At 67.2% G+C, this 18,862-nt stretch carries 19 protein-coding genes; 11 read left to right on the plus strand and 8 right to left on the minus strand.

Features of this window, described 5'->3' with window-relative positions; genetic code table 11:
• Positions 1-115: 115 nt before the first annotated feature.
• From ABXG85_RS11015 to ABXG85_RS11025, 3 genes are read left to right on the plus strand one after another with little or no spacing between them, the layout of a single operon-like run.
• Positions 116-1,078: a M28 family metallopeptidase gene (locus ABXG85_RS11015; protein ID WP_353513680.1), complete on the plus strand. Its 963-nt coding sequence runs from the start codon at positions 116-118 to the stop codon at positions 1,076-1,078.
• Positions 1,079-1,083: 5 nt separating this feature from the next.
• Positions 1,084-1,578, plus strand: coding sequence for a MogA/MoaB family molybdenum cofactor biosynthesis protein (locus tag ABXG85_RS11020; protein ID WP_353513681.1), 495 nt, complete (start codon positions 1,084-1,086; stop codon positions 1,576-1,578).
• Complete coding sequence (locus ABXG85_RS11025) at positions 1,571-2,728, plus strand: aminotransferase class I/II-fold pyridoxal phosphate-dependent enzyme (RefSeq protein WP_353513682.1); 1,158 nt, start codon at positions 1,571-1,573, stop codon at positions 2,726-2,728. The genes ABXG85_RS11020 and ABXG85_RS11025 overlap by 8 nt, the downstream gene beginning before the upstream one ends.
• On the opposite strand, the gene ABXG85_RS11030 is transcribed toward ABXG85_RS11025, so the two are convergent.
• From ABXG85_RS11030 to aceE, 5 genes are read right to left on the minus strand one after another with little or no spacing between them, the layout of a single operon-like run.
• On the minus strand, positions 2,694-3,932 hold the full coding sequence (locus ABXG85_RS11030; RefSeq protein WP_353513683.1) for a bifunctional folylpolyglutamate synthase/dihydrofolate synthase: 1,239 nt from the start codon (positions 3,930-3,932) through the stop codon (positions 2,694-2,696). The genes ABXG85_RS11025 and ABXG85_RS11030 overlap by 35 nt on opposite strands.
• On the minus strand, positions 3,933-4,328 hold the full coding sequence (gene perR, locus ABXG85_RS11035; RefSeq protein ID WP_353513684.1) for a manganese-dependent transcriptional regulator PerR: 396 nt from the start codon (positions 4,326-4,328) through the stop codon (positions 3,933-3,935).
• A gap of 25 nt (positions 4,329-4,353) precedes the next feature.
• On the minus strand, positions 4,354-5,265 hold the full coding sequence (gene hemC / locus ABXG85_RS11040) for a hydroxymethylbilane synthase (RefSeq protein WP_353513685.1): 912 nt from the start codon (positions 5,263-5,265) through the stop codon (positions 4,354-4,356).
• Between the two features lie 25 nt (positions 5,266-5,290).
• On the minus strand, positions 5,291-6,565 hold the full coding sequence (locus tag ABXG85_RS11045; protein ID WP_353513686.1) for a 2-oxo acid dehydrogenase subunit E2: 1,275 nt from the start codon (positions 6,563-6,565) through the stop codon (positions 5,291-5,293).
• 10 nt (positions 6,566-6,575) lie between these two features.
• Complete coding sequence (gene aceE / locus ABXG85_RS11050; protein ID WP_353513687.1) at positions 6,576-9,293, minus strand: pyruvate dehydrogenase (acetyl-transferring), homodimeric type; 2,718 nt, start codon at positions 9,291-9,293, stop codon at positions 6,576-6,578.
• A gap of 113 nt (positions 9,294-9,406) precedes the next feature.
• On the opposite strand from aceE, the gene ABXG85_RS11055 reads away from it, so the two are divergent.
• The gene (locus ABXG85_RS11055; protein WP_353513688.1) at positions 9,407-10,264 is read left to right on the plus strand and encodes a LysR family transcriptional regulator; all 858 of its coding nucleotides are present in this window, start codon (positions 9,407-9,409) and stop codon (positions 10,262-10,264) included.
• Here the strand turns inward: ABXG85_RS11055 and ABXG85_RS11060 are convergent.
• Positions 10,261-10,518 carry a hypothetical protein gene (locus tag ABXG85_RS11060; protein ID WP_353513689.1) on the minus strand — a complete coding sequence of 86 codons (258 nt, stop codon included), beginning with the start codon at positions 10,516-10,518 and terminating at the stop codon, positions 10,261-10,263. The genes ABXG85_RS11055 and ABXG85_RS11060 overlap by 4 nt on opposite strands.
• Entirely contained in the window at positions 10,515-10,778 is a 264-nt protein-coding gene (locus ABXG85_RS11065; protein ID WP_353513690.1) for a septum formation initiator family protein, read from the minus strand. The genes ABXG85_RS11060 and ABXG85_RS11065 overlap by 4 nt, the downstream gene beginning before the upstream one ends.
• Positions 10,779-10,970: 192 nt before the next feature.
• Between ABXG85_RS11065 and ABXG85_RS11070 the strand changes: the two genes are divergently transcribed.
• Positions 10,971-11,414: a Fur family transcriptional regulator gene (locus ABXG85_RS11070; protein WP_353513691.1), complete on the plus strand. Its 444-nt coding sequence runs from the start codon at positions 10,971-10,973 to the stop codon at positions 11,412-11,414.
• Between the two features lie 42 nt (positions 11,415-11,456).
• Here ABXG85_RS11070 and ABXG85_RS11075 read toward each other — a convergent pair whose 3' ends face one another.
• Positions 11,457-12,857, minus strand: a complete 1,401-nt coding sequence (locus ABXG85_RS11075; RefSeq protein ID WP_353513692.1) for a leucyl aminopeptidase — start codon at positions 12,855-12,857, stop codon at positions 11,457-11,459.
• A 41-nt stretch (positions 12,858-12,898) separates the two neighbouring features.
• Between ABXG85_RS11075 and ABXG85_RS11080 the strand changes: the two genes are divergently transcribed.
• From ABXG85_RS11080 to pstB, 6 genes are read left to right on the plus strand one after another with little or no spacing between them, the layout of a single operon-like run.
• Positions 12,899-13,780: a DUF1385 domain-containing protein gene (locus tag ABXG85_RS11080; protein WP_353513693.1), complete on the plus strand. Its 882-nt coding sequence runs from the start codon at positions 12,899-12,901 to the stop codon at positions 13,778-13,780.
• Positions 13,777-14,883: a tRNA 2-thiouridine(34) synthase MnmA gene (gene mnmA, locus ABXG85_RS11085; RefSeq protein WP_353513694.1), complete on the plus strand. Its 1,107-nt coding sequence runs from the start codon at positions 13,777-13,779 to the stop codon at positions 14,881-14,883. The genes ABXG85_RS11080 and mnmA overlap by 4 nt, the downstream gene beginning before the upstream one ends.
• A 34-nt stretch (positions 14,884-14,917) precedes the next feature.
• Positions 14,918-15,889, plus strand: a complete 972-nt coding sequence (locus ABXG85_RS11090) for a PstS family phosphate ABC transporter substrate-binding protein (RefSeq protein WP_353513695.1) — start codon at positions 14,918-14,920, stop codon at positions 15,887-15,889.
• Between the two features lie 57 nt (positions 15,890-15,946).
• Positions 15,947-16,849, plus strand: coding sequence for a phosphate ABC transporter permease subunit PstC (gene pstC, locus ABXG85_RS11095; RefSeq protein ID WP_353513696.1), 903 nt, complete (start codon positions 15,947-15,949; stop codon positions 16,847-16,849).
• Positions 16,842-18,044 carry a phosphate ABC transporter permease PstA gene (gene pstA, locus ABXG85_RS11100; RefSeq protein WP_353513697.1) on the plus strand — a complete coding sequence of 401 codons (1,203 nt, stop codon included), beginning with the start codon at positions 16,842-16,844 and terminating at the stop codon, positions 18,042-18,044. The genes pstC and pstA overlap by 8 nt, the downstream gene beginning before the upstream one ends.
• Positions 18,044-18,859: a phosphate ABC transporter ATP-binding protein PstB gene (pstB, locus tag ABXG85_RS11105; protein WP_353513698.1), complete on the plus strand. Its 816-nt coding sequence runs from the start codon at positions 18,044-18,046 to the stop codon at positions 18,857-18,859. Before pstA ends, pstB begins: the two co-directional genes overlap by 1 nt.
• The last annotated feature ends 3 nt before the right edge of the window (positions 18,860-18,862 follow it).

The following is an 18,862-nucleotide window of genomic DNA, read 5'->3' on the forward strand; positions in this document are numbered from 1 at the left end:
AGTCCTATCTGATCCAGGATGCTGGCCACCAGGCCCAGGTGGCCCAGGTCGTACACCTGTAGGTTGGGTGTGGTTTCCATCCCAAAATCCTAAGGCCAAGGGAGAGGGGTGCGGAATGTCGGTAAAGGCCTTCTTGGCGGAGAAGGGCATCCCTGCGGAAACCCTCCCCTTCCGCGGGGTGAGGAGCTATGGCCCGGAACTCCTCACCCTCAGCCTCCTCCTTGCCCTAAGCCCCCTCTCCCCCATCCTCCCCCTCCTGGGAGCCCTGGGTTTTTTCCTCTACTTCAGCGGCCAACGCCCCTGGGGCTTCCTCCTGGACCGCTATCCCTCGCAGAACCTTTTGGCCTGGAAGGGACAAGGGGAAAAGGCCCTGGTCCTCATGGCCCACGTGGACACCGCCAAGACCTTTTTCCTCTACCACCCGAGGCGGGTGCGGGCCTTTCGGGCAAACTTCCTCCTCAACGCCGCCTTGGCCTTCCTAAGCCCCCTCCTCGCCCTTACCCCTTTGAAGTGGCCCCTGGGCCTTTACTTCCTGGTCCAGGCGGGGCTTCTCCTGTACCGGGAGCTCGAGGCCCCTTACGTGGAGGGCGCCAACGACAACGCCAGCGGCGTGGCGGTGGCCACGGCCCTCTTCCTCACCACCGACCCCCCCAAAGGGTGGCGGCTTGGCCTTGCCCTCACCGGGTGCGAGGAGGTGGGGGCCTTGGGGGCCAAGGCCCTGGCCCGCCACCTGCCCCACGGGGCCCTTGTCCTCAACCTGGACAACGTGGGCCGGGGAGCGCTCTTCTACGTGGAGGGTGAGGGCATGCTCCGCTACGTTCCCTACCGGGGGCCCCTGCTAGAGGCCGCCCGCAACACCCCAGGGGCCCAACCCCTCCGCTACCGCCTGGCCTACTTCGACGCCTTGCCCCTGGCCCAGAAAGGCTTTCCCACCCTCACCCTCATCCGGTTGGAGGGGGGCGTACCCCCCGACTGGCACTGGCCCACGGACACCTTCGCCCGCCTGGACGAAAGGGCCCTAGAGGAAACCCTTGCCTACGCACGGGCCCTCCTCCAGGAGGCCTTTAGGGTAGGATAGGCCTAATGTTCCGCGTGGGCATCCTCACGGTTTCCGACAAGGGCTTCCGGGGCGAGCGGGAGGACACCACCCATCTGGCCCTGCGGGAAGCCCTAAAGGGAGGGCCCTACGAGGTGGTGGCCTACGAGGTGGTGCCCGACGAACCCCCCATGATCAAGAAGGTGCTCCGGCTTTGGGCGGACCGGGAAAGCGTGGACCTTATCCTCACCAATGGGGGCACGGGCCTTTCCCCCCGGGACAGGACCCCCGAGGCCACCCGGGAGGTCTTGGAAAGGGAGGTGCCGGGCCTACCCGAGCTCATGCGCCTCAAGGGCCTGGAGAAGACCCCCATGGCCGCCCTCTCCCGGGGGGTGGCGGGGGTGAGGGGAAAAACCCTCATCCTCAACCTCCCCGGAAGCCCCAAAGGGGCCAGGGAGTCCTTGGAGGCCGTCCTCCCCGTGCTTCCCCACGCCCTAAGCCTGGTCACGGGCAAGGCCTGGAAGGAGGGGCACCATGAGTAGGGTGCCGGAGCCTTCCGTCTTCCTGGTGGTGGACGAGGCCAAGCGAAGGGCCCGGGAAAGGGGCCTTGAACTTATAGACCTCTCCATCGGCTCCACGGACCTCTTGCCCCCCGAGGCCCCCCTAAAGGCCCTCCGGGAGGCCCTCTCGGACCCCAAAACCTACGGCTACTGCCTTAAAAGCTGCACCCTGCCCTTTTTGGAGGCCGCCACCGCCTGGTACCAAGGGCGCTATGGGGTCGCCCTAGACCCCAAGCGGGAGGCCCTTGCCCTCATCGGGAGCCAAGAGGGCCTCGCCCACCACCTTTTCGCCCTCACAGAGCCGGGCGACCTCCTCCTCCTCCCCGAGGTGGCCTATCCCAGCTACTTCGGCGCAGCCCAGGTGGCCTCCTTGCAGACTTTCCTCATCCCCTTGCGCCAAGACGGCCTGGCGGATCTCGCCAAGGTGCCGGAGGAGGTATGGCAGAAGGCCAAAATCCTCCTCCTCAACTACCCCAACAACCCCACGGGGGCGGTGGCGGGCTGGGATTACTTTGAAGAAGCCCTAGCCTTGGCGCGAAAACACGGCCTCTGGCTCATCCACGACAACCCCTACGTGGACCAGGTCTACGAGGGGGAGGCCCCTTCCCCCCTGGCCCTCCCCGGGGCCAAGGAGCGGGTAGTGGAGCTCTTCTCCCTCTCCAAGAGCTACAACCTGGCGGGCTTCCGCTTGGGCTTCGCCCTGGGAAGCGAGGAGGCCATGGCAAGGCTAGAGCGGGTGAAGGGGGTCATAGACTTCAACCCCTACGCCGGCATCCTGCGCATGGGGGTGGAGGCCCTCAAGACCCCCAGGGAACTGACCCAAGGCTTCGCCCAGGTGTACCGGGAAAGGGCCTTGGGGATGGCCAGGGCCCTAGGGGGCGTCCTGGAGCTCCTCCCGCCCAAGGCCACCATGTACCTTTGGGGGAGGCTCCCGGAAGGGCAGGACGACCTGGACTTCGCCCTCCGTCTGGTGGAGCAGGGCGTGGCCGTGGCCCCGGGCCGAGGCTTCGGCCCTGGGGGGAGGGGTTTTATCCGCATCGCCCTGGTGCGGCCCCTACCGGAGCTCCTCCGGGCGGCGGAGAGGATCCGGGAGTTCGTCACTGAAGGCGCTCCTCGGGGGGCAGGCCGCTAAGGCGCCGCTTTACCTCCCCCACCAGGTAGAGGCTTCCCGCCACCACCACCCGGCCCTCCCAGGCCCAGGCCCGCTCCAAGGCCCGCAAGGGGTCCTCCTCCACCACCGCTTCGGGGAAGAGGGGGAGGAGGGCCTTGGGGTCCTCCGCGCGGGGGGAGGCGTAGCGGGTGAGGACCACGGGGCCCAGGCCCCTAAGGGCCTCCGCCATGGGGGCGTGGGCCTTGCCCCTGGTGAAGGCGAGGACGAAGGCGGCGGGCAGGAGGCCGTGGAAGCGGAGGGCCTCCCGCAAGGCCAGGGCGCCCTCGGGGTTGTGGGCCCCGTCTAGAACGAGCTCTTTCCCCCCCAGGAAAAGCCTCTCCAGGCGGCCCGGGTTTTCCGTGCGGGCAAGGCCCCTCCCTATGGCCTCCCATCCCGCCCCCAAAAGCTTCCCCGCCACCGCTGCCAGGGCCAGGTTCTCCGCCTGGTGAGGGCCCAGGAGGGGGGCCTGGAGGGGATGCGCCTCCCCCCTCAGGACCACGGTGAAGGCGAGGCCCGTGGGGGTGGGGGCCACCCCTTCCAGGTGAAAGTCCTCCCCCAGGACCCAAAGGGGCGTGCCCCGGGCCTGCGCCTGGGCCTTGAGCTCCTCCAGGCCCTCCCCCCGGGCGGCGGTGAGGGCGGGGATGCCCGGGCGGAAAATCCCCGCCTTCTCCCGGGCCACGTCCTTTAAGGTGGGGCCCAGGACCTCCAGGTGGTCGTGCCCGATGTTGGTGACGAGGGAGAGGACGGGCTCGGCGGCGTTGGTGGCGTCCAGGCGCCCCCCAAGGCCCACCTCGAGGACGGCGAACCCCACCCCCTCCCGGGCGAAGTGGAGGAGGGCCAAGGCGGTGGCCGCCTCGAAGAAGCTCGCCCCCACGGCCTCGGCGTGGGGGCGGACCTCCTCCAGGAGGGCGTGGAGGCGGTCTTGGGCAATGGGCTTTCCCTGGAGGGCGATGCGCTCCCGGAAGTCCACCAGGTGGGGGCTGGTGTAAAGCCCCACCCTAAAGCCCGCCTCCTCCAGGATGGCCGCCAGAGCCCGGGCTGCGGTGCCCTTCCCGTTCGTTCCCCCCACCAGGGCCACGGGGTAGGCCTCCTGGGGGTGGCCCAGGCGGGCGAGGAGGGCCCGGATCCGCTCCAGGCCCAGGGTCACCACCCCCTGGCGGGCGTAGAGCCAGGCCAAAGGGTCCATCTAGCCCTTGGGGGCCGCCTTGCAGGTGGGGCAAAGCCCTCTGAAGGTGACCTCGGCCTCCCGCACCTCCACCCCGGGGTGGGCCTCCCGGGCCAAGGCCACCAGGTCGGGAAGGTCCACCTCCAGGTCCACGATGGCCCCGCAGGCCTCGCAGATGAGGTGCAGGTGGGGGTGGAGGTTGGCGTCGTACCGGGTGGCCTCCCCCGCCTTGGTGATGGGCACCAGGTAGCCCTCCGCCACCAGGGCCTCGAGGGTGCGGTAAATGGTGCCCAAGCTCACCTTGGGCACCACCTTACGCACCTCCTGGTAGATCCAGGCGGCGTCGGGGTGGTGGTGGGCTTGCCGCACCACCTCCAGAATGGCCTTGCGCTGGCGGGTCAAACGCTTCAGCGCCATCAGCCCCACTATACCCCAAACCCCACTAAACCGCTCGGGTTTGGGCGAGGATCTCCCGGCCCCCCTGCTCCAAAACGTCCTGGGCTAGCTCCAGGCCGAGCTCCTCCGCCTCGGAGGCATCCCCCTCGATCTCCGCCCGGATGAAGCTCTTGCCGTCGGGGGAGAAAAGCCCCCCCTCGAGGACCAAGGTGCCGTCCTCCGCTACCTGGGCCAAGGCCCCCACAGGGGCCAGGCAACCCGCCCCCAGGCCCCGCAAAAAGGCCCGCTCCGCCCGCACCCGGTCGTGGGAGGGGTGGTGGTGGAGGGCGTAGCAAAGCTCCTCCGCCAAATCGTCCCCCTGCCGCACCTCTAGGGCCAAGGCCCCTTGGCCGGGGGCGGGGAGCATCACCTCGGGCTCCAGAAACTGGTCGATGCGGTTCCTAAGGTCCAGGCGCAAAAGCCCCGCCGCCGCCAGGATGATGCCGTCATACTCCCCGTTACCCAAGGCGGCCAGGCGGGTGTCCACGTTGCCCCTTAGGTCCTTCACCACCAAATCGGGCCGATGGGCCAAAAGCTGGGCCTTGCGGCGCACGGAGCTGGTGCCCACCACCGCCCCCTTGGGCAGGTCCTCCAGGCGCTTGTAGGTCTTGCCCAAAAAGACGTCCCGGGGGTCCTGCCGCCGAGGGATGGCGGCGAGCTTGAGGCCGGGGGGTTCCTCCGTGGGCAGGTCCTTGAGCGAGTGCACGGCGATGTCGATCTCCCGGGAGAGCAGGGCCTCCTGGAGCTCCTTGACGAAGATGGCCTGCTCCTTGGGGTCCGCCCCCTGGTCCCCCCGGGTCTTCACCGTCTTGACCTTAAACTCCGCCTCGGGCCAGCTCTCCTTGAGGCGCTCCACCACCCACCGGGTCTGGGCCAGGGCGAGGGCGCTGCCCCGGGTTCCCACCACGATGACGCGCATACTTTCCCATACTACACGAGAACCCTCACTCCAGGGCCAGGCCCAAGGGGTCCTCCAAAAGCCCCGCCAGGTGGCGGCAGAAACGGGCGGCCTCCGCCCCGTCGATAAGACGGTGGTCGTAGGTTAGGCCGTAGGGCATGACGAGCCGCGGCACAAAGGCCTCTTGTTCCGCATCCCAAACCGGCTTCATCTGGGAGCGGGAAACCCCAAGGATGGCCACCTCGGGCCAGTTGACGATGGGGGTGAAGCCCACCCCGCCAATCCCCCCCAGGTTGGAGAGGCTGAAGGTCCCCCCCTGCATCTCCTCGGGGGCAAGCTTCCGTTCCCTCGCCCGTTCGGAAACCTCCTGGAGCTCCTGGGCCAGGCGCAGGACCCCCTTCTGGTCCACGTTCCGGATCACCGGGACCAGAAGCCCGTGGGGCGTGTCCACCGCCACGCCGATGTGGACGTAGTCCTTGTAGATGATCTCGGCCTTTTCCGCATCTATGGAGGCGTTGAACTTGGGGAAGGCCTTGAGGGTGAGGGCCAGGGCCTTGAGGAGGAAGGCGGTGAGGGTGAGGCGGAAGCCCCTTTCCTCCGCCTTCTTGGCGTAGCGCTTGCGCAAGGCCTCCAGCTCGGTGATGTCCGCCTCGTCGAAGTGGGTGACCATGGGCACCTGGGCCCAGGCCTGGGCCATGGCCCGTAAGGTGGCCTTGCGCACCCCGCTCATGGGCTCGGTGCGCACCGGGCCCCACTTGGCGAAGTCGGGGAGCCTGGGGGCAGGGACGGCCACCTCCTTGGGCCCCTCCAGAAGCCCCGCCGCCCGGCGCACGTCCTCCTCGGTGATGCGCCCGGCGAGGCCCGTGCCCCGCACCCCCGTGAGGTCCACCCCGAGCTCCCGGGCAAGCCGCCGGATGGAGGGGGCGGCGGGGATGAGGCGGCGCTCCTCGGGAGGAGAAGCCTTTTGCGGCTCGGGCCTCGGCGCCCCTGGGGAAGGGGCCTCGAGGGCTTGCGGCTCCGCCTTCGCAGAAGGGGCGGGCGGCGCCGCCTCGGAGAGCGCCTCCGCCGCCCTGGCGGGGGCCTCCCCCGTTTCCTTCGCCAGCTCCAAGAAGGGCTGGCCCGGGCGCACCTCGTCCCCCACCTTCACCAGCACCCGCTGCACCACCCCGCCCGCCTCCGCGGGCACCTCCATCACCGCCTTGTCCGTTTCCAACTCCAAAACCGGCTGGCCGGGGGTTATGCGGTCGCCCTCCTTGACCAGAACCCCCACCACCGTGGCTGCGCTCACGTTGTCGCCCAGTTCGGGAAGCTTGAGTTCCATGCCTGGCCTCCTAGCGCCGGTGGGGCGGCACTTCCTCTAGCTTAAGGCCGAGCTCCGCCCGCGCCTTCGCCAAGACCTCAGCCCCCACCTTGCCCTCCTCGTGGAGCAGGGCCAAGGCGGCGTAGGCGATGTGCCGGGCGTCCACCTCAAAGAAGTCCCGGAGGGCCTCCCGGGTATCCGAGCGGCCAAAGCCGTCGGTGCCCAGGGCGCAGAAGGGGCGGCCCACGTAGTCCCGCACCAGGTTGGGCAGGGCCTTGAGGTAGTCCGTGGCCGCCACCACCGGACCCTCGTGCCCTTCCAAGGCCGCCTGCACGTAGGGCTTCCGCGCCTGGCCCAGAAGCCTCCTTTCCCGTTCCGCCTCGATGGCGTCGTAGTAAAGGGCCTTGTAGCTGGTGGCGCTCCAGACATCCGCCACCACGCCATAGCGGGCCAAAAGCTCTTGGGCCTGGATGGCCTGGGGCAGGATGGGCCCTGCGCCCCACAGCTGCACCCTGGGGCCTTTCCCCTCCCCCTTTTGGAAGAGGTAGAGCCCCTTGAGGATGCCCTCCTTTACCCTATCCCGGGGCTCGGGCATGGGGGGGTGGACGTAGTTCTCGTTTTCTATGGTGATGTAGTAGAAGACGTCCTCCCCCTTCCCGTACATGCGCCTTAGGCCGTCCTCCAGGATCACGGCGAACTCGTAGGCGAAGGCGGGGTCGTAGGCCAGGAGGTTGGGGGCGGCCAGGGCATAGAGGTGGCTTTGGCCGTCTTGGTGCTGCAGCCCTTCGCCCAGAAGCGTGGTGCGCCCGGCGGTGGCCCCAAGGAGGAAGCCCCGCGTGCGCTGGTCGGCGGCGGCCCAGACCAGGTCCCCCACCCGTTGCAGGCCGAACATGGAGTAGGTGATGAGGAAGGGGATGGTGGGGATGCCCCAGTGGGCGTAGGCGGTGCCGGCGGCGATGAAGTCCGCCATGGCCCCGGCCTCAGTGATCCCCTCCTCCAGGATCTGCCCCTCCCGGCTCTCCTTGTAGGCGGTGAGGGTGCCGGCGTCCACGGGGATGTAGAGCTGCCCCTGGGGGGAGTAGACGCCCACCTGGGCGATCAGGGCCTCCATGCCGAAGGTGCGGGCCTCGTCGGGGACGATGGGCACGATGAGCTTGCCGATGGAAGGGTGGCGGAGGAGCTTGGCCAGGATGCGCACGAAGGCCATGGTGGTGGAGATCTCCCGCCCGCCCGAGCCCTCGTAGAACTCCTGGAAGAAGTCCTCCCCCGGCACCTCGAGGCCCCCCTTGAAGCGCACCCGACGCTCGGGGAGGAAGCCGCCCAAGGCCTTGCGCCTTTCCTTGAGGTAGCGCACCTCGGGGGCGTCCTCCCCGGGGTGGTAGTAGGGAAGGTCCTTGAGCTTCTCCTCGGGGATGGGGATGCCCAAAAAGGCCCGCGCCTCCTTGAGGTCCTCCTCCGTGAGCTTCTTCACCTGGTGGGCCACGTTCTTGGCCATGGCCGTGGGCCCCATGCCGTACCCCTTGATGGTGCGGGCCAGGATGACCACGGGGCTTCCCTTGTGCTCCACCGCCATCTTGTAAGCGGCGTGGATCTTCTTGAGGTCGTGCCCCCCCCGGCTCCGGGTAAGCTCGGTGAGCTCCTCGTCCGTCATCCCCTCGATGAGCCGCTTGAGCTCTGGGGTGTTGAAGAAGCGCTCCCTAAGCTCTTTCCCCCCAAAGGCGGCGTAGCGCTGGCTCTCCCCGTCCACCAAGGCCTCGAAGCGGCGGAGGAGGTGGCCTTCCTTATCCTTGGCGATGAGCTCGTCCCAGGCGGAGCCCCAGACGATCTTGATCACCCGCCAGCCCGCCCCCCGGTACAGCCTTTCCAGCTCCTGGATGATCTTGGAGTTGCCCCGCACGGGCCCGTCCAAGCGCTGGAGGTTGCAGTTCACCACGAAGACCAGGTTGTCCAGGTTCTCCCGGGCAGCGAGGTGCAAGGCCCCCACGGTTTCGGGCTCGTCGTGCTCCCCGTCCCCCAGGAAAGCCCAGACCTTGGCGGAGCTTTTGGGCTTTAGGCCGCGGTCCTCCAGGTAGCGCATGAAGCGGGCTTGGTAGATGGCCTGGATGGGACCGAGACCCATGGAAACCGTGGGGAACTCCCAGAAATCCGGCATGAGCCAGGGGTGGGGGTAGCTGGAAAGCCCCCGCCCCTCCGGTACCGGAGGGTGTACCTCCCGGCGGAAGTTCTCCAGGTCCGCCTCTTTAAGCCGCCCTTCCAAGAAGGCCCGGGCGTAGATGCCGGGCGAGGCGTGCCCCTGGAAGAAAACCAAGTCCCGGTCCAGCCCCGCCTCCGGCCCCCGGAAGAAGTGGTTGAACCCCACCTCAAAAAGCTCGGCGATGGAGGCGTAGGTGGAGATGTGCCCCCCGATGCCGTCCGCCTTCTGGTTGGCCCGGGCCACCATCATGGCAGTATTCCAGCGCAGGATGTTGACGATGCGCCGTTCCAGCTCCAGATCCCCCGGGTAAGGCGGTTCCTTCTCCTTGGGGATGGTGTTCAGGTAGGGGGTGGAGAGGCGGTTTTGCGGGAAGTACCCCTGCAGGTAAAGGTACTCGTCCAAAAGGCGCAAAAGCTCCTCCACCCGCTCAAAGCCCTCCACCCGGAGGACGTACTCCAAGGACTCCAGCCACTCCCGGTTTTCCACCTCCAGGAAGCGGGCCCGTTCCTCCTCGGATAGGGCCATCCAGGCTTCCCTCAGCGCGCGCTCCGTCATGCTTCCCCCTTTTGGCGGCCAACTACACTACACCGACTCATTCCCCAGTCTGGGGCAAAGGAGGCGGCTTGTCCAATAGAAAGGCGGGATATGAGTGATAGGATTTTCTTATCATGAACCTGCGCCGGTTACGGCTCTTCCTCGTGCTGGCGGAGGAGGGAAACTTCCACCGGGCGGCGGAGCGGGCTTACCTCTCCCAGCCTGCCCTTTCTCAGCAGATAAAAGCCCTGGAACAGGAGCTTGGGGTGCGGCTATTGGACAGGAAGCCCTTCCGCCTCACCCCGGCGGGGGAGGTGCTCAAGGAGGAGGGAAGCCGCCTCCTCCAAGAGGTGGAGGCGCTCAAGGAACGGGTGCGCCGGGCGGGCTGGCAGGCCCTCCGCTTCGGGGTACCGGAAAACCTGCTTCCCGACCTCATGCCCCTTTTGGACCACCTGCGCCGGGGGCTAGGCCAGGCGGTGGAGGTCCTGGAGATGCACACCCCGGAGCAGGTGAAGGCCCTGCGGGAAGGAAGGCTGGACTACGGCCTCGCTGGGCTCAGGGTGGCCGACCCTGCCATCGGAGAGGAGCCCCTCCTCAAGGTGCCCTTGGTGGTCCTCCTCCCGGAAAGCCACCCCCTGGCCCGGGAAGAGCGGGTGCCCCTCGCCGCCCTGAGGGACGAGCCCTTCCTGCTCCTGCCCAAAGAGGCCCTGCCCCCTTTGCACGAGGCCTTCATGGAGGTCTTCCGCCGGGCGGGGTTTACCCCCAAGGTGGCCCGGGAGGTGGTCCGCTTCCCCCAGGCGGTGAGCTTGGTGGCCGCCGGGGTGGGGGTCCACCTCACCCTGGCCCCCTATCGGGTCTTCCCCCACCCGGGCACGGTGCTCAAGCCCCTGGCCGAGGAGGCGGCCTTGCAGGTGTCCCTCATCTACCGCCAAAGCCCGCCCCCGCCCCGCCTCGAGGAGGTGCGGGAGCTCCTCAAAGCCCTGGTCCTTTAGGCCTGGAGGCCCGGAGGTTCCGCCTCCCCCCAGCTCAGTTCCACCAGGCCGATGAGCTCCTCCACGGGCACGCCGTAGTCCCGGGAAAGGCGAGTGATCTCGTGGCCCAGCCGCCTCAGGTGGGCGAGCTGGGCAGGACTCGCCTCGTGGGCCAGGTCCAAAAGCCAAGAGAGGAGGGTTTCCGCCTCCTCGTCGGTGAGGCCGTCGGTCAGGGCCTCGTCTTCCAAGAGCAGGTGGGCCGGGTCTTCCCTCATCGCCGTTTCAGCGTCTCCTCGGGGCGCACCAGGCCGAGCCTGCGGGCCAGGGCCTCGAGGTGGGCGGGGTCCTGGGTTGCGGTAAGCTCCGTCTTGAGCGCGGCCACCCGGGCCTCGGCCCGGGAAAGGGCCTCCTCTAGCCTAGCCCTTTCCTGGGCCAAGCGGTAGGCCCGCACCCCCTCCTGCCCCAAAAGGAACAGGGCATGGGCCACCCCCAGGGCAAAAACCAGGTGCAGAACGCGGTAGATGGGCCGCTCCACGGTAGCCCCATTATACCCCGGTTCGAGCTTGCGGCCGCAGCTCACCTTTCTCAAACTAATAGAAAAAGCCCCGGCTCGGCCCTCCAGCAGAAAGCTACGGGACATAAACGCCAAGTTTACACCCTTGACTTCTCTCAAGTGTTGCATTTGCACATGCCCTATGTATACTGGAATTGTGAGGAAGGAGGAGCCATGCCAAGGACCAAGGAAAAGGAAAACTACCGGGCGCGGCTAAAGGCGGTTGGACTACGACATACCCTCCCCAGGGAACGGATTCTGAGCTTTCTGGACCGCAAGAACGTCCACCCCACCCCAGAGGAACTGTACCAGGGCCTGAAGAAGCGGGGCTACGACATCGGCCTCTCCACGGTCTACCTAAACCTGAACATGTTGCGCAACCATGGCCTTATCCACGAGTTCAAGGACCCTAGGGGCTACACCCGCTACGACGGCTACAACGAGCCCCACGTGCACCTGGTCTGCACCTCTTGCGGTAAGGTGGAAGACCTCCTTTTGAAGAATCTTCCCGAGCTGGACCTCGAGCCCGCCCTCAAGGCGGCGGCCGAACGCACGGGCTGGGCCCTGGAAGGCTTCCGCCTGGAATTTAGGGGGAAATGCCCCGACTGCCAGGGCTAAGGGGGATTACCTAAGGGCCCGGGGGTTCCCCCGGGCCCCTTTTTACCCTTGGGCCAAGGACTCGGCCAGGCGCAGAATGGTGCGCACGCCAAAACCTGTTCCCCCTTCCGGCCCCAGGGCGTGGGCCCTGCGGGCAAAGGCCGGCCCTGCGATGTCCAGGTGCACCAGGGGCACGGTGACGAACTCCGCCAGGAAGAGGGCGGCGGTGATGGCGCCCCCGTTGCGGTCCCCCACGTTCTTCAGGTCGGCCACGGCGCTTTTGAGCTTCTCGCGGTAGGACCGTTCCAAGGGCATGGGCCAGACCTTTTCCCCAGCCTCCTCCGCCGCCCGGCGCACCTTTTCCCCAAAGCCCTCCTCCGTGGCGAAAAACGCCGCCACCTCCTCCCCCAAAGCCACCACCGCCGAGCCCGTGAGGGTGGAAAGCTCCAGGATGCGCTCGGCCCCTTGGCGCTCGGCGAAGGCCAAGGCGTCCGCCAGGGTGAGGCGGCCCTCGGCGTCGGTGTTCATCACCTCCACGGTCTTGCCGGAAAGGGTCTTGAGCACGTCCCCCACCCGGTAAGCCCGGCCCGAGATCAGGTTCTCGCAGGCGGCGATGTAGCCCCGAAGCTCCAGGGGAAGACCCAAAAGAGCGGCCCCCTTAAAGGCCCCGAGCACCGCCGCCGCCCCCGCCATGTCCGACTTCATGGTGGCCATGCTCTCCGTGGGCTTTAAGGAGTAGCCCCCGGAGTCGAAGGTGAGGCCCTTCCCCACCAGGTCCAGCCTCTCCTTGGCCCCTTCCGGGCGGTAGCGGAGGTGGAGGAAGCGGGGCGGGTTCTCCGAACCCTGCGCCACCGCCAAGAAGGCCCCCATACCCAAGGCCCGGATGGCCTCTTCCTCCAACACCTCCACCTCCACCCCGAGCGCCTTCAGGGAAAGGGCCGCCTCCGCCAGGGCCTCGGGGGTGAGGAGGTTCGGGGGCTCGTTCACCAGGTCGCGGGCGAAGTAGACCCCCTCCGCCACCTTCCTCGCCCGCTCCAAATCCTCAGGCCGGGCACCGGAAAGCTCTAGGGTAAGGGGCTTTTCCTCTTTTTGCGTCTTGTGGCGGGTGTAGCGGTAGGCCCCCAGGTAAAGCCCCTCCGCCAAGGGGTAGGCCTCCCCCACCCCCTCCACCAAAACAAGGGGGAAGGAAAGCCGGGCCAGGGCCTGGGCCAGCCGGCCCCCGGTGGCCCTACGGTCCTCCTCCAGGGCGAAGAGGAGGACGTGCCCTTCGGGCGTGGCCAGGAGGAGGTGGTCCCCCGCCTCCCCCTTAAGCCCCGCCCCCTCCCAGGCCCGGCGCAAAAGCCCGCCCAAGCGGGCGTCCAGGGCTTCCCCCTGGGGCAGGAGGGCTCCTTTTTGCACGAAAGCCACCTTCAAGGGAGCTGCCGCTTCCGAAAGCGTAGCCTGGCTAGCGCTTAGGGTAATCACGCCTAGGGTTATACCACGCCGCCCGTGGCAGAATGGGAAGGATGCGCTTCTTGCTTTTGGCCAAGCAGGCGGCTTTGGGGGGGGCTGCGGCCCTCGAGGGCGTGATGATGAAGGCCCCGTGGGCCTGGGCCCTGGCGGTGCGGCTCAAGAACGGAGAAATCCACGTGGAGCGGCACGAGGAGCCCGCCCTCACCGAGCGCTACCCCTTCGCCCGCCTCCCCCTCCTCCGGGGGGTGGTGGCCCTCTTCGACGCCCTTTCCGTGAGCTACCGCGCCCTGGCCCGGAGCGCCGAGCTCGCCGGGGAGGAGGAGGTGCCCAAGGGGGCCCTTTGGGGCACCGTGGCCTTCAGCCTCCTTTTGGGCATCGCCCTGTTCATCGTCCTGCCCGGCTTCCTTGCGGGGCTTTTCCTGGACCCAAGCCGCCACCCCGTGCTCTACAACGGCCTGGCGGGCCTCCTCAAGGTGGGGATCCTTCTGGGCTACCTCCGCCTCATCGGCCGCATGCCGGAAATCCAGCGCTTCTTCATGTACCACGGGGCGGAGCACAAGGCCATCCACGCCTACGAGAAGGGCCTTCCCCTCACGGTGGAAAACGTCCTGGCCCAGCCCCGCTTCCATCCCCGGTGCGGCACCACGTTTATCGCCTTTGTGATCGTGGTGTCGGTCCTGGTTTACAGCTTCATTCCAGCCCCAGAGGTCCTCTGGTGGCGGCTTTTGGCCCGGGTCCTCTTCCTGCCGGTGGTGGCGGCCTTGGCCTTTGAGCTCCTTTACTTTTCCGCCCGGCACAACGATCCCCTTTCCCGCCTTCTGAGGGAGCTTGGCTTCCGCTTCCAGGCCCTCACCGTGGCGGAGCCCACCCCGGAGATGGTGGAGGTGGCCATCCGGAGCACCGAGGCGGCCCTAGGGGAAAAGGTGGTGGCATGAAGCGGGTCCTGGTGGCCATGTCCGGGGGGGTGGACTCCTCCGTGGCCGCCCTTCTCCTGAAGGAGGCGGGCTACGAGGTGGTGGGGGCCATGATGCGCTTCTGGCCCGACCTGCCCCCCGTGCGCCTGGAGGGGGGAACGCCCAGGGCCTGGGAGAGCTGCTGCACCCCCGACGCCGCCTACGAGGCCAGGCGGGTGGCGGAGCTCCTTGGCATCCCCTTCTACCTCCTGGACTACCGCGAGGTCTTTGAGGAGGAAATCATCCAGCCCTTCCTCCAGGACTACGCCCAGGGGCGCACCCCCAACCCCTGCGCCCGCTGCAACACCCACGTGAAGTTCGGGGCCCTCCTCCAACAGGCAAGGAGGCTCGGCCTGGACTACGTGGCCACGGGGCACTACGTGCGCAAGGAGGGGGAAGCCGTCCTCCGGGGCCTGGACCCCAGGAAGGACCAGACCTACTTCCTCTGGGGCACCCCCAAGGAGGCCATTCCCCACCTTCTCTTCCCCGTGGGGCACCTCACCAAGCCCGAGGTGCGGGCCTTGGCGGAACGGGCGGGCCTGCCCACAGCCAAGAAGCCGGAAAGCCAGAACCTTTGCTTCGTGGCGGGGGACCTAAGGGAGTTCCTGCAAAGCCGGCTCAAGACCCGCCCCGGACCCGTGGTGGACGCCCTCACGGGGGAGGTGGTGGGGGAGCACCAGGGGGCAAGCCTCTACACCCTGGGGCAGCGGAAGGGGCTCGGCCTCTTCAAGCCCCACCTGGAGCGGTACGTGGTGGGGCTGGATCCCCAGGCTAACCTCGTCTACGTGGGGCCTAAGGAGGCCACCTTGTGGCAGGGCCTGGAAGGGGAAAGCCTGAACCTCCTGGCCGAGCTTCCCGAGGAGGTGGAGGTGCAGGTGCGCTACCGCACGCCCCCCGTGCGGGCCCGGGTGGAGTCCCTAAACCCCTTGCGCCTCCGCTTCCAGGAACCCGTCTTCGCCGTCACCCCGGGGCAAAGCGCTGTCTTCTATCAGGGGGAAAGGCTTCTGGGCGGGGCGGTGATCCGCCGGGGGCTTTACAACCTGGCGGGGCTTGACCTGGAAGCCCCCGCCCTGACCTTCTCCTGACAAAGGCCTGGCAGAGTGCGGGAGGGAGGTTAGGATGCGGAAAGCAATCGGTCTTGTGGTGTTGGCCCTGGCGAGTGCGGCCCTAGCGCAGCAGGTGGTGCGGTCGGACGGCTCCTCCACCGTATACCCCATCACCCAGGCAGTGGCGGAGGAGTTCACCGCCCGAAACCCCGGGGTGAAGGTGGTGGTGGCCTTCTCCGGTACCGGGGGTGGGTTCAAGAAGTTCTGCCGGGGGGAAACGGACATCCAAAACGCCAGCCGCCCCATCACGCCCGAGGAGCTTAAGGTCTGCCAGGAAAACGGCATCGCCTTCATCGAAATCCCCGTGGCCTACGACGCCCTCACCGTGATCGTGAACCCCAAGAACACCTGGGCCACCTGCCTGAAGACCTCCGAGCTCAAGGCCATCTGGGAGCCGGGCTCCAAGATCACCCGCTGGAACCAGATCCGGCCCAACTGGCCCAACCAACCCCTAAGGCTCTTCGGGGCGGGGGCAGACTCCGGCACCTTCGACTACTTCACCGAGGCCATCGTCGGCAAGGCCAAGGCCATCCGCACGGACTACCAACCCACGGAGGACGACAACGTCACCATCCGGGGCGTGGCTGGGGACCCCTACGCCATGGGCTTCCTGGGGGTAGCCTACTACGAGGAGAACAAGGACAAGGTGAAGGCGGTGGCGATAGACCACGGCAAGGGGTGCGTGGAACCTGGCCGTGAAAGCGTCCTCAACGGCACCTACCAACCCCTGGCCCGGCCCCTCTTCATCTACGTGAACGTCAAGAGCCTGGACCGGAAGGAGGTGCGCGACTTTGTGGACTTCTACCTCTCCCCGGCTGCCCGGAGGGCTATCCGCTCCACGGGGTACATCGAGCTTCCCACCGAGGCTTACCAGATCGGCCAGGAGCTGGTGAAGCGGAAGAAGACGGGTACCTTCTTCATGGACTTGCCCGCGGGCACGCCCCTTTCCAAGTTCGTGGAGGACCTGAAGAAGGAGCTCAAGTAGAACCCTAGGAAAACCGGGGGTGGGGCTAGCCCCCACCCCCTTTAGAATGGGGAAGGCATGGAGATCCTGAAGCAGAGGCCCTCGAGGCACCCCGCAGAGGTACTTACCTTCGTCCTTCTCCTCCTCCTTTCCTCCGTGACCCTCCTCACCACCTTGGGGGTCATCCTGAGCCTCCTCGGCGACGTGGTGGAGTTTTTCCGCCGGGTGCCCCTTACGGAGTTCCTCCTCGCCCCCGAGTGGACCCCCCTCTTCGCTAACCCCCGCTACGGCATCGCCCCGCTTTTGGCGGGCACCTTCCTCGTCACCACCATCGCCCTCCTGGTGGCGGTGCCCCTGGGGCTCATGCTCGCCATCTACCTCTCGGAATACGCAGAGTCGGCAACCCGGGCCCGGGTCAAGGGCGTCCTGGAGCTCTTCGAAGGCATCCCCACCGTGGTCTTCGGCTACTTCGCCCTTTTGGTGGTCACACCCCTCCTGCAACGGGTGATCCCCGGGCTGAGCATCTTCAATCCCCTCTCCGCCGGCCTGGTTATGGGCTTCGCCATCATCCCCTACATTTCTAATGTGGCTTCAGACGCCATGGAGTCGGTGCCCCGTTCCATCCGCGAAGCGGCCTACGCCCTGGGCGCAAGACCCTACGAGGTGGCCCTAAGGGTGGTCTTCCCCGCCGCCATCTCCGGCATCATCGCCGCCATCATCCTGGCCACCAGCCGGGCTGTGGGCGAGACCATGATCGTGGCCATCGCCGCCGGACAACGCCCCGCCCTCACCCTAGACCCCCGGGAAACCATCGCCACCATGACCAGCTACATCGTCCAGGCGGCCACCGGCGACCAGCCCACGGGCTCCACCGCCTACTACGCCCTCTTCGCCGTGGGCTTTACCCTCTTTGCCCTCACCCTGGCCCTCAACATCCTGGCCCAGTGGGTGGTGGAGCGGTACCGGGAGCGGTATGAATAAGGCGCATACGGAAGCTTTCGGCGTGGACCCCTGGAAAGCCCGCATCGACCGGGTCTTCGCCCGCGCCCTCGTCCTTCCCCTCCTCCTGGCCTTAGGCCTTTTGGCCCTCCTCTTGGGCGACACCCTCTACCGGAGCTTCTCCGTCCAAGTGGTGCGGGCGGACGAGGGCCCGGGCAAGACCTACCCCTTTGGCCTTTCCGCCACGGAAACCCTGCGGCAAGACCTCCTGGCCCGGGGCTATACCGAGGAGGAGGTGGCGTTTTCCCTGCAAGACCCCAAGGAGCGGCAGGTTCTCTTCCTGCAAAACCGGGTAGAGCTCATGTGGAACACCCAGGACGGGCCCTTCCGCTACGTGGTCACCGGGGTCTACGATGAGCGGGTGGCGGACTTTTCCTTGGCCGAGGGCCTAAGGCGTTGGAACGAGCTCAAGGCCAACCTAAAGGAGGGGGAACGCCTAGTCCTTAACCCTTGGCTGGACCAGACCTTCCTTACCCGCACCCCTTCCCGCTCCCCCCTCACAGCGGGGATCGGGGTGGCCATCTGGGGCACGGTCTGGGTCCTTTCCTTGGCCCTGCTCCTTGCCATCCCCGTAGGCATCGGCACCGCCATCCTCCTGGAGGAGTACCTAAGGGAAGGAAGGTTTTCCCGGGTGCTGGAGGTGAACCTGCGCAACCTGGCGGGGGTGCCCTCCATCGTCTACGGGCTTTTGGGCCTGGCCCTCTTCGTGCGGGGCATGGGGCTTGGCCCCACCATCTTGGCCGCCGCCCTCACCCTGGGGCTTTTGGGCGTTCCCGTGATCGTGGTCACCGCCCGGGAAGCGCTGAGGGCGGTGCCCGAGTCCCTGCGCCTGGCCGCCTTCGCCCTAGGGGCCACGAAGCGGCAGGTGGTCTTCCGGGTGGTGGTGCCTGCAGCCTTGCCGGGCATGGTCACCGGGGTGATCCTCTCCGCCGCCCGCCTCATCGGCGAGGCCGCTCCCCTCCTCCTGGTGGGGGCAGCGGCCTACGTGCCCTTCATGCCCACAAGCCCCCTATCCCAGTACACGGTCATCCCGGTGCAGATCTACCTTTGGATCAGCCAGAACCAGCCGGAGTTCGCCCGGGTGGCGGCGGCGGGAATTTTGGTAATGCTCATGGTCCTCTCCGTCCTCTATCTCCTGGCGCTCTACCTGCGCAACCACTTTAGGAGGGAATGGTAATGGCAAGCCTCGAGATGCTCAAGGGCCACGAGACGGTGCGCACGGACCCCGTCCCCGAAAGCGAGGCGTTGGTGGACGTGCGCCACCTTAGCCTTTGGTACGGGCCCAAACAGGCCCTCTTCGATATCTCCGTCCGCTTCCCCAAAAACCGGGTCACGGCCATCATCGGACCCTCGGGGTGCGGCAAGAGCACCCTTTTGCGCTCCTTGAACCGCATGAACGACCTGGTGCCGGGGGTGCGGGTGGAGGGGGAGGTGCGCTACGAGGGGGTGAACATCTACGACCCCCGGGTGGACCCGGTGGCGGTGCGGCGCCACATCGGCATGGTCTTCCAAAAGCCCAACCCCTTCCCCAAGACCATCTTTGAGAACGTGGCCTTCGGCCTAAGGCTCATGGGGGTAAGGGGAAGCGAGCTGGAGGACCGGGTGGTGGAGGCCCTCAAACGCGCCGCCCTTTGGAACGAGGTGCAAGACCGCTTCAAGAAGGAAAGCGGCCTCCGGCTTTCCGGGGGGCAACAGCAACGGCTGTGCATCGCCCGGGCCATCGCCGTGGAGCCCCCTCTCCTCCTCATGGACGAGCCCACCAGCGCCCTAGACCCCATCGCCACCCAGGCCATCGAGGACCTGATCCTGGAGCTGAAGGAGCGCTACACCGTGGTCATCGTCACCCACAATATGCAGCAGGCAGCGCGGGTTTCCGACCGCACCCTCTTCATGCACCTCGGGGTCTTGGTGGAGGAGGGCCCCACGGAACTCCTCTTCACCAAGCCCAAGCACCCCTACACCGAGGCCTACATCACCGGCCGCTTCGGCTAAACT

Origin of the sequence: Thermus sp. LT1-2-5 (genome assembly GCF_040363165.1) — a bacterium.
Taxonomy (GTDB): Bacteria; Deinococcota; Deinococci; order Deinococcales; family Thermaceae; genus Thermus.

Coding starts and splice junctions, on each gene's coding strand:
- ABXG85_RS11015 (WP_353513680.1), top strand. CDS start 116: ATGTCGGTAAAGGCCTTCTTGGCGGAGAAGGGCATCCCTGCGGAAACC.
- ABXG85_RS11020 (WP_353513681.1), top strand. CDS start 1,084: ATGTTCCGCGTGGGCATCCTCACGGTTTCCGACAAGGGCTTCCGGGGC.
- ABXG85_RS11025 (WP_353513682.1), top strand. CDS start 1,571: ATGAGTAGGGTGCCGGAGCCTTCCGTCTTCCTGGTGGTGGACGAGGCC.
- ABXG85_RS11030 (WP_353513683.1), bottom strand. CDS start 3,932: ATGGACCCTTTGGCCTGGCTCTACGCCCGCCAGGGGGTGGTGACCCTG.
- perR (WP_353513684.1), bottom strand. CDS start 4,328: ATGGCGCTGAAGCGTTTGACCCGCCAGCGCAAGGCCATTCTGGAGGTG.
- hemC (WP_353513685.1), bottom strand. CDS start 5,265: ATGCGCGTCATCGTGGTGGGAACCCGGGGCAGCGCCCTCGCCCTGGCC.
- ABXG85_RS11045 (WP_353513686.1), bottom strand. CDS start 6,565: ATGGAACTCAAGCTTCCCGAACTGGGCGACAACGTGAGCGCAGCCACG.
- aceE (WP_353513687.1), bottom strand. CDS start 9,293: ATGACGGAGCGCGCGCTGAGGGAAGCCTGGATGGCCCTATCCGAGGAG.
- ABXG85_RS11055 (WP_353513688.1), top strand. CDS start 9,407: ATGAACCTGCGCCGGTTACGGCTCTTCCTCGTGCTGGCGGAGGAGGGA.
- ABXG85_RS11060 (WP_353513689.1), bottom strand. CDS start 10,518: ATGAGGGAAGACCCGGCCCACCTGCTCTTGGAAGACGAGGCCCTGACC.
- ABXG85_RS11070 (WP_353513691.1), top strand. CDS start 10,971: ATGCCAAGGACCAAGGAAAAGGAAAACTACCGGGCGCGGCTAAAGGCG.
- ABXG85_RS11080 (WP_353513693.1), top strand. CDS start 12,899: ATGCGCTTCTTGCTTTTGGCCAAGCAGGCGGCTTTGGGGGGGGCTGCG.
- mnmA (WP_353513694.1), top strand. CDS start 13,777: ATGAAGCGGGTCCTGGTGGCCATGTCCGGGGGGGTGGACTCCTCCGTG.
- ABXG85_RS11090 (WP_353513695.1), top strand. CDS start 14,918: ATGCGGAAAGCAATCGGTCTTGTGGTGTTGGCCCTGGCGAGTGCGGCC.
- pstC (WP_353513696.1), top strand. CDS start 15,947: ATGGAGATCCTGAAGCAGAGGCCCTCGAGGCACCCCGCAGAGGTACTT.
- pstA (WP_353513697.1), top strand. CDS start 16,842: ATGAATAAGGCGCATACGGAAGCTTTCGGCGTGGACCCCTGGAAAGCC.
- pstB (WP_353513698.1), top strand. CDS start 18,044: ATGGCAAGCCTCGAGATGCTCAAGGGCCACGAGACGGTGCGCACGGAC.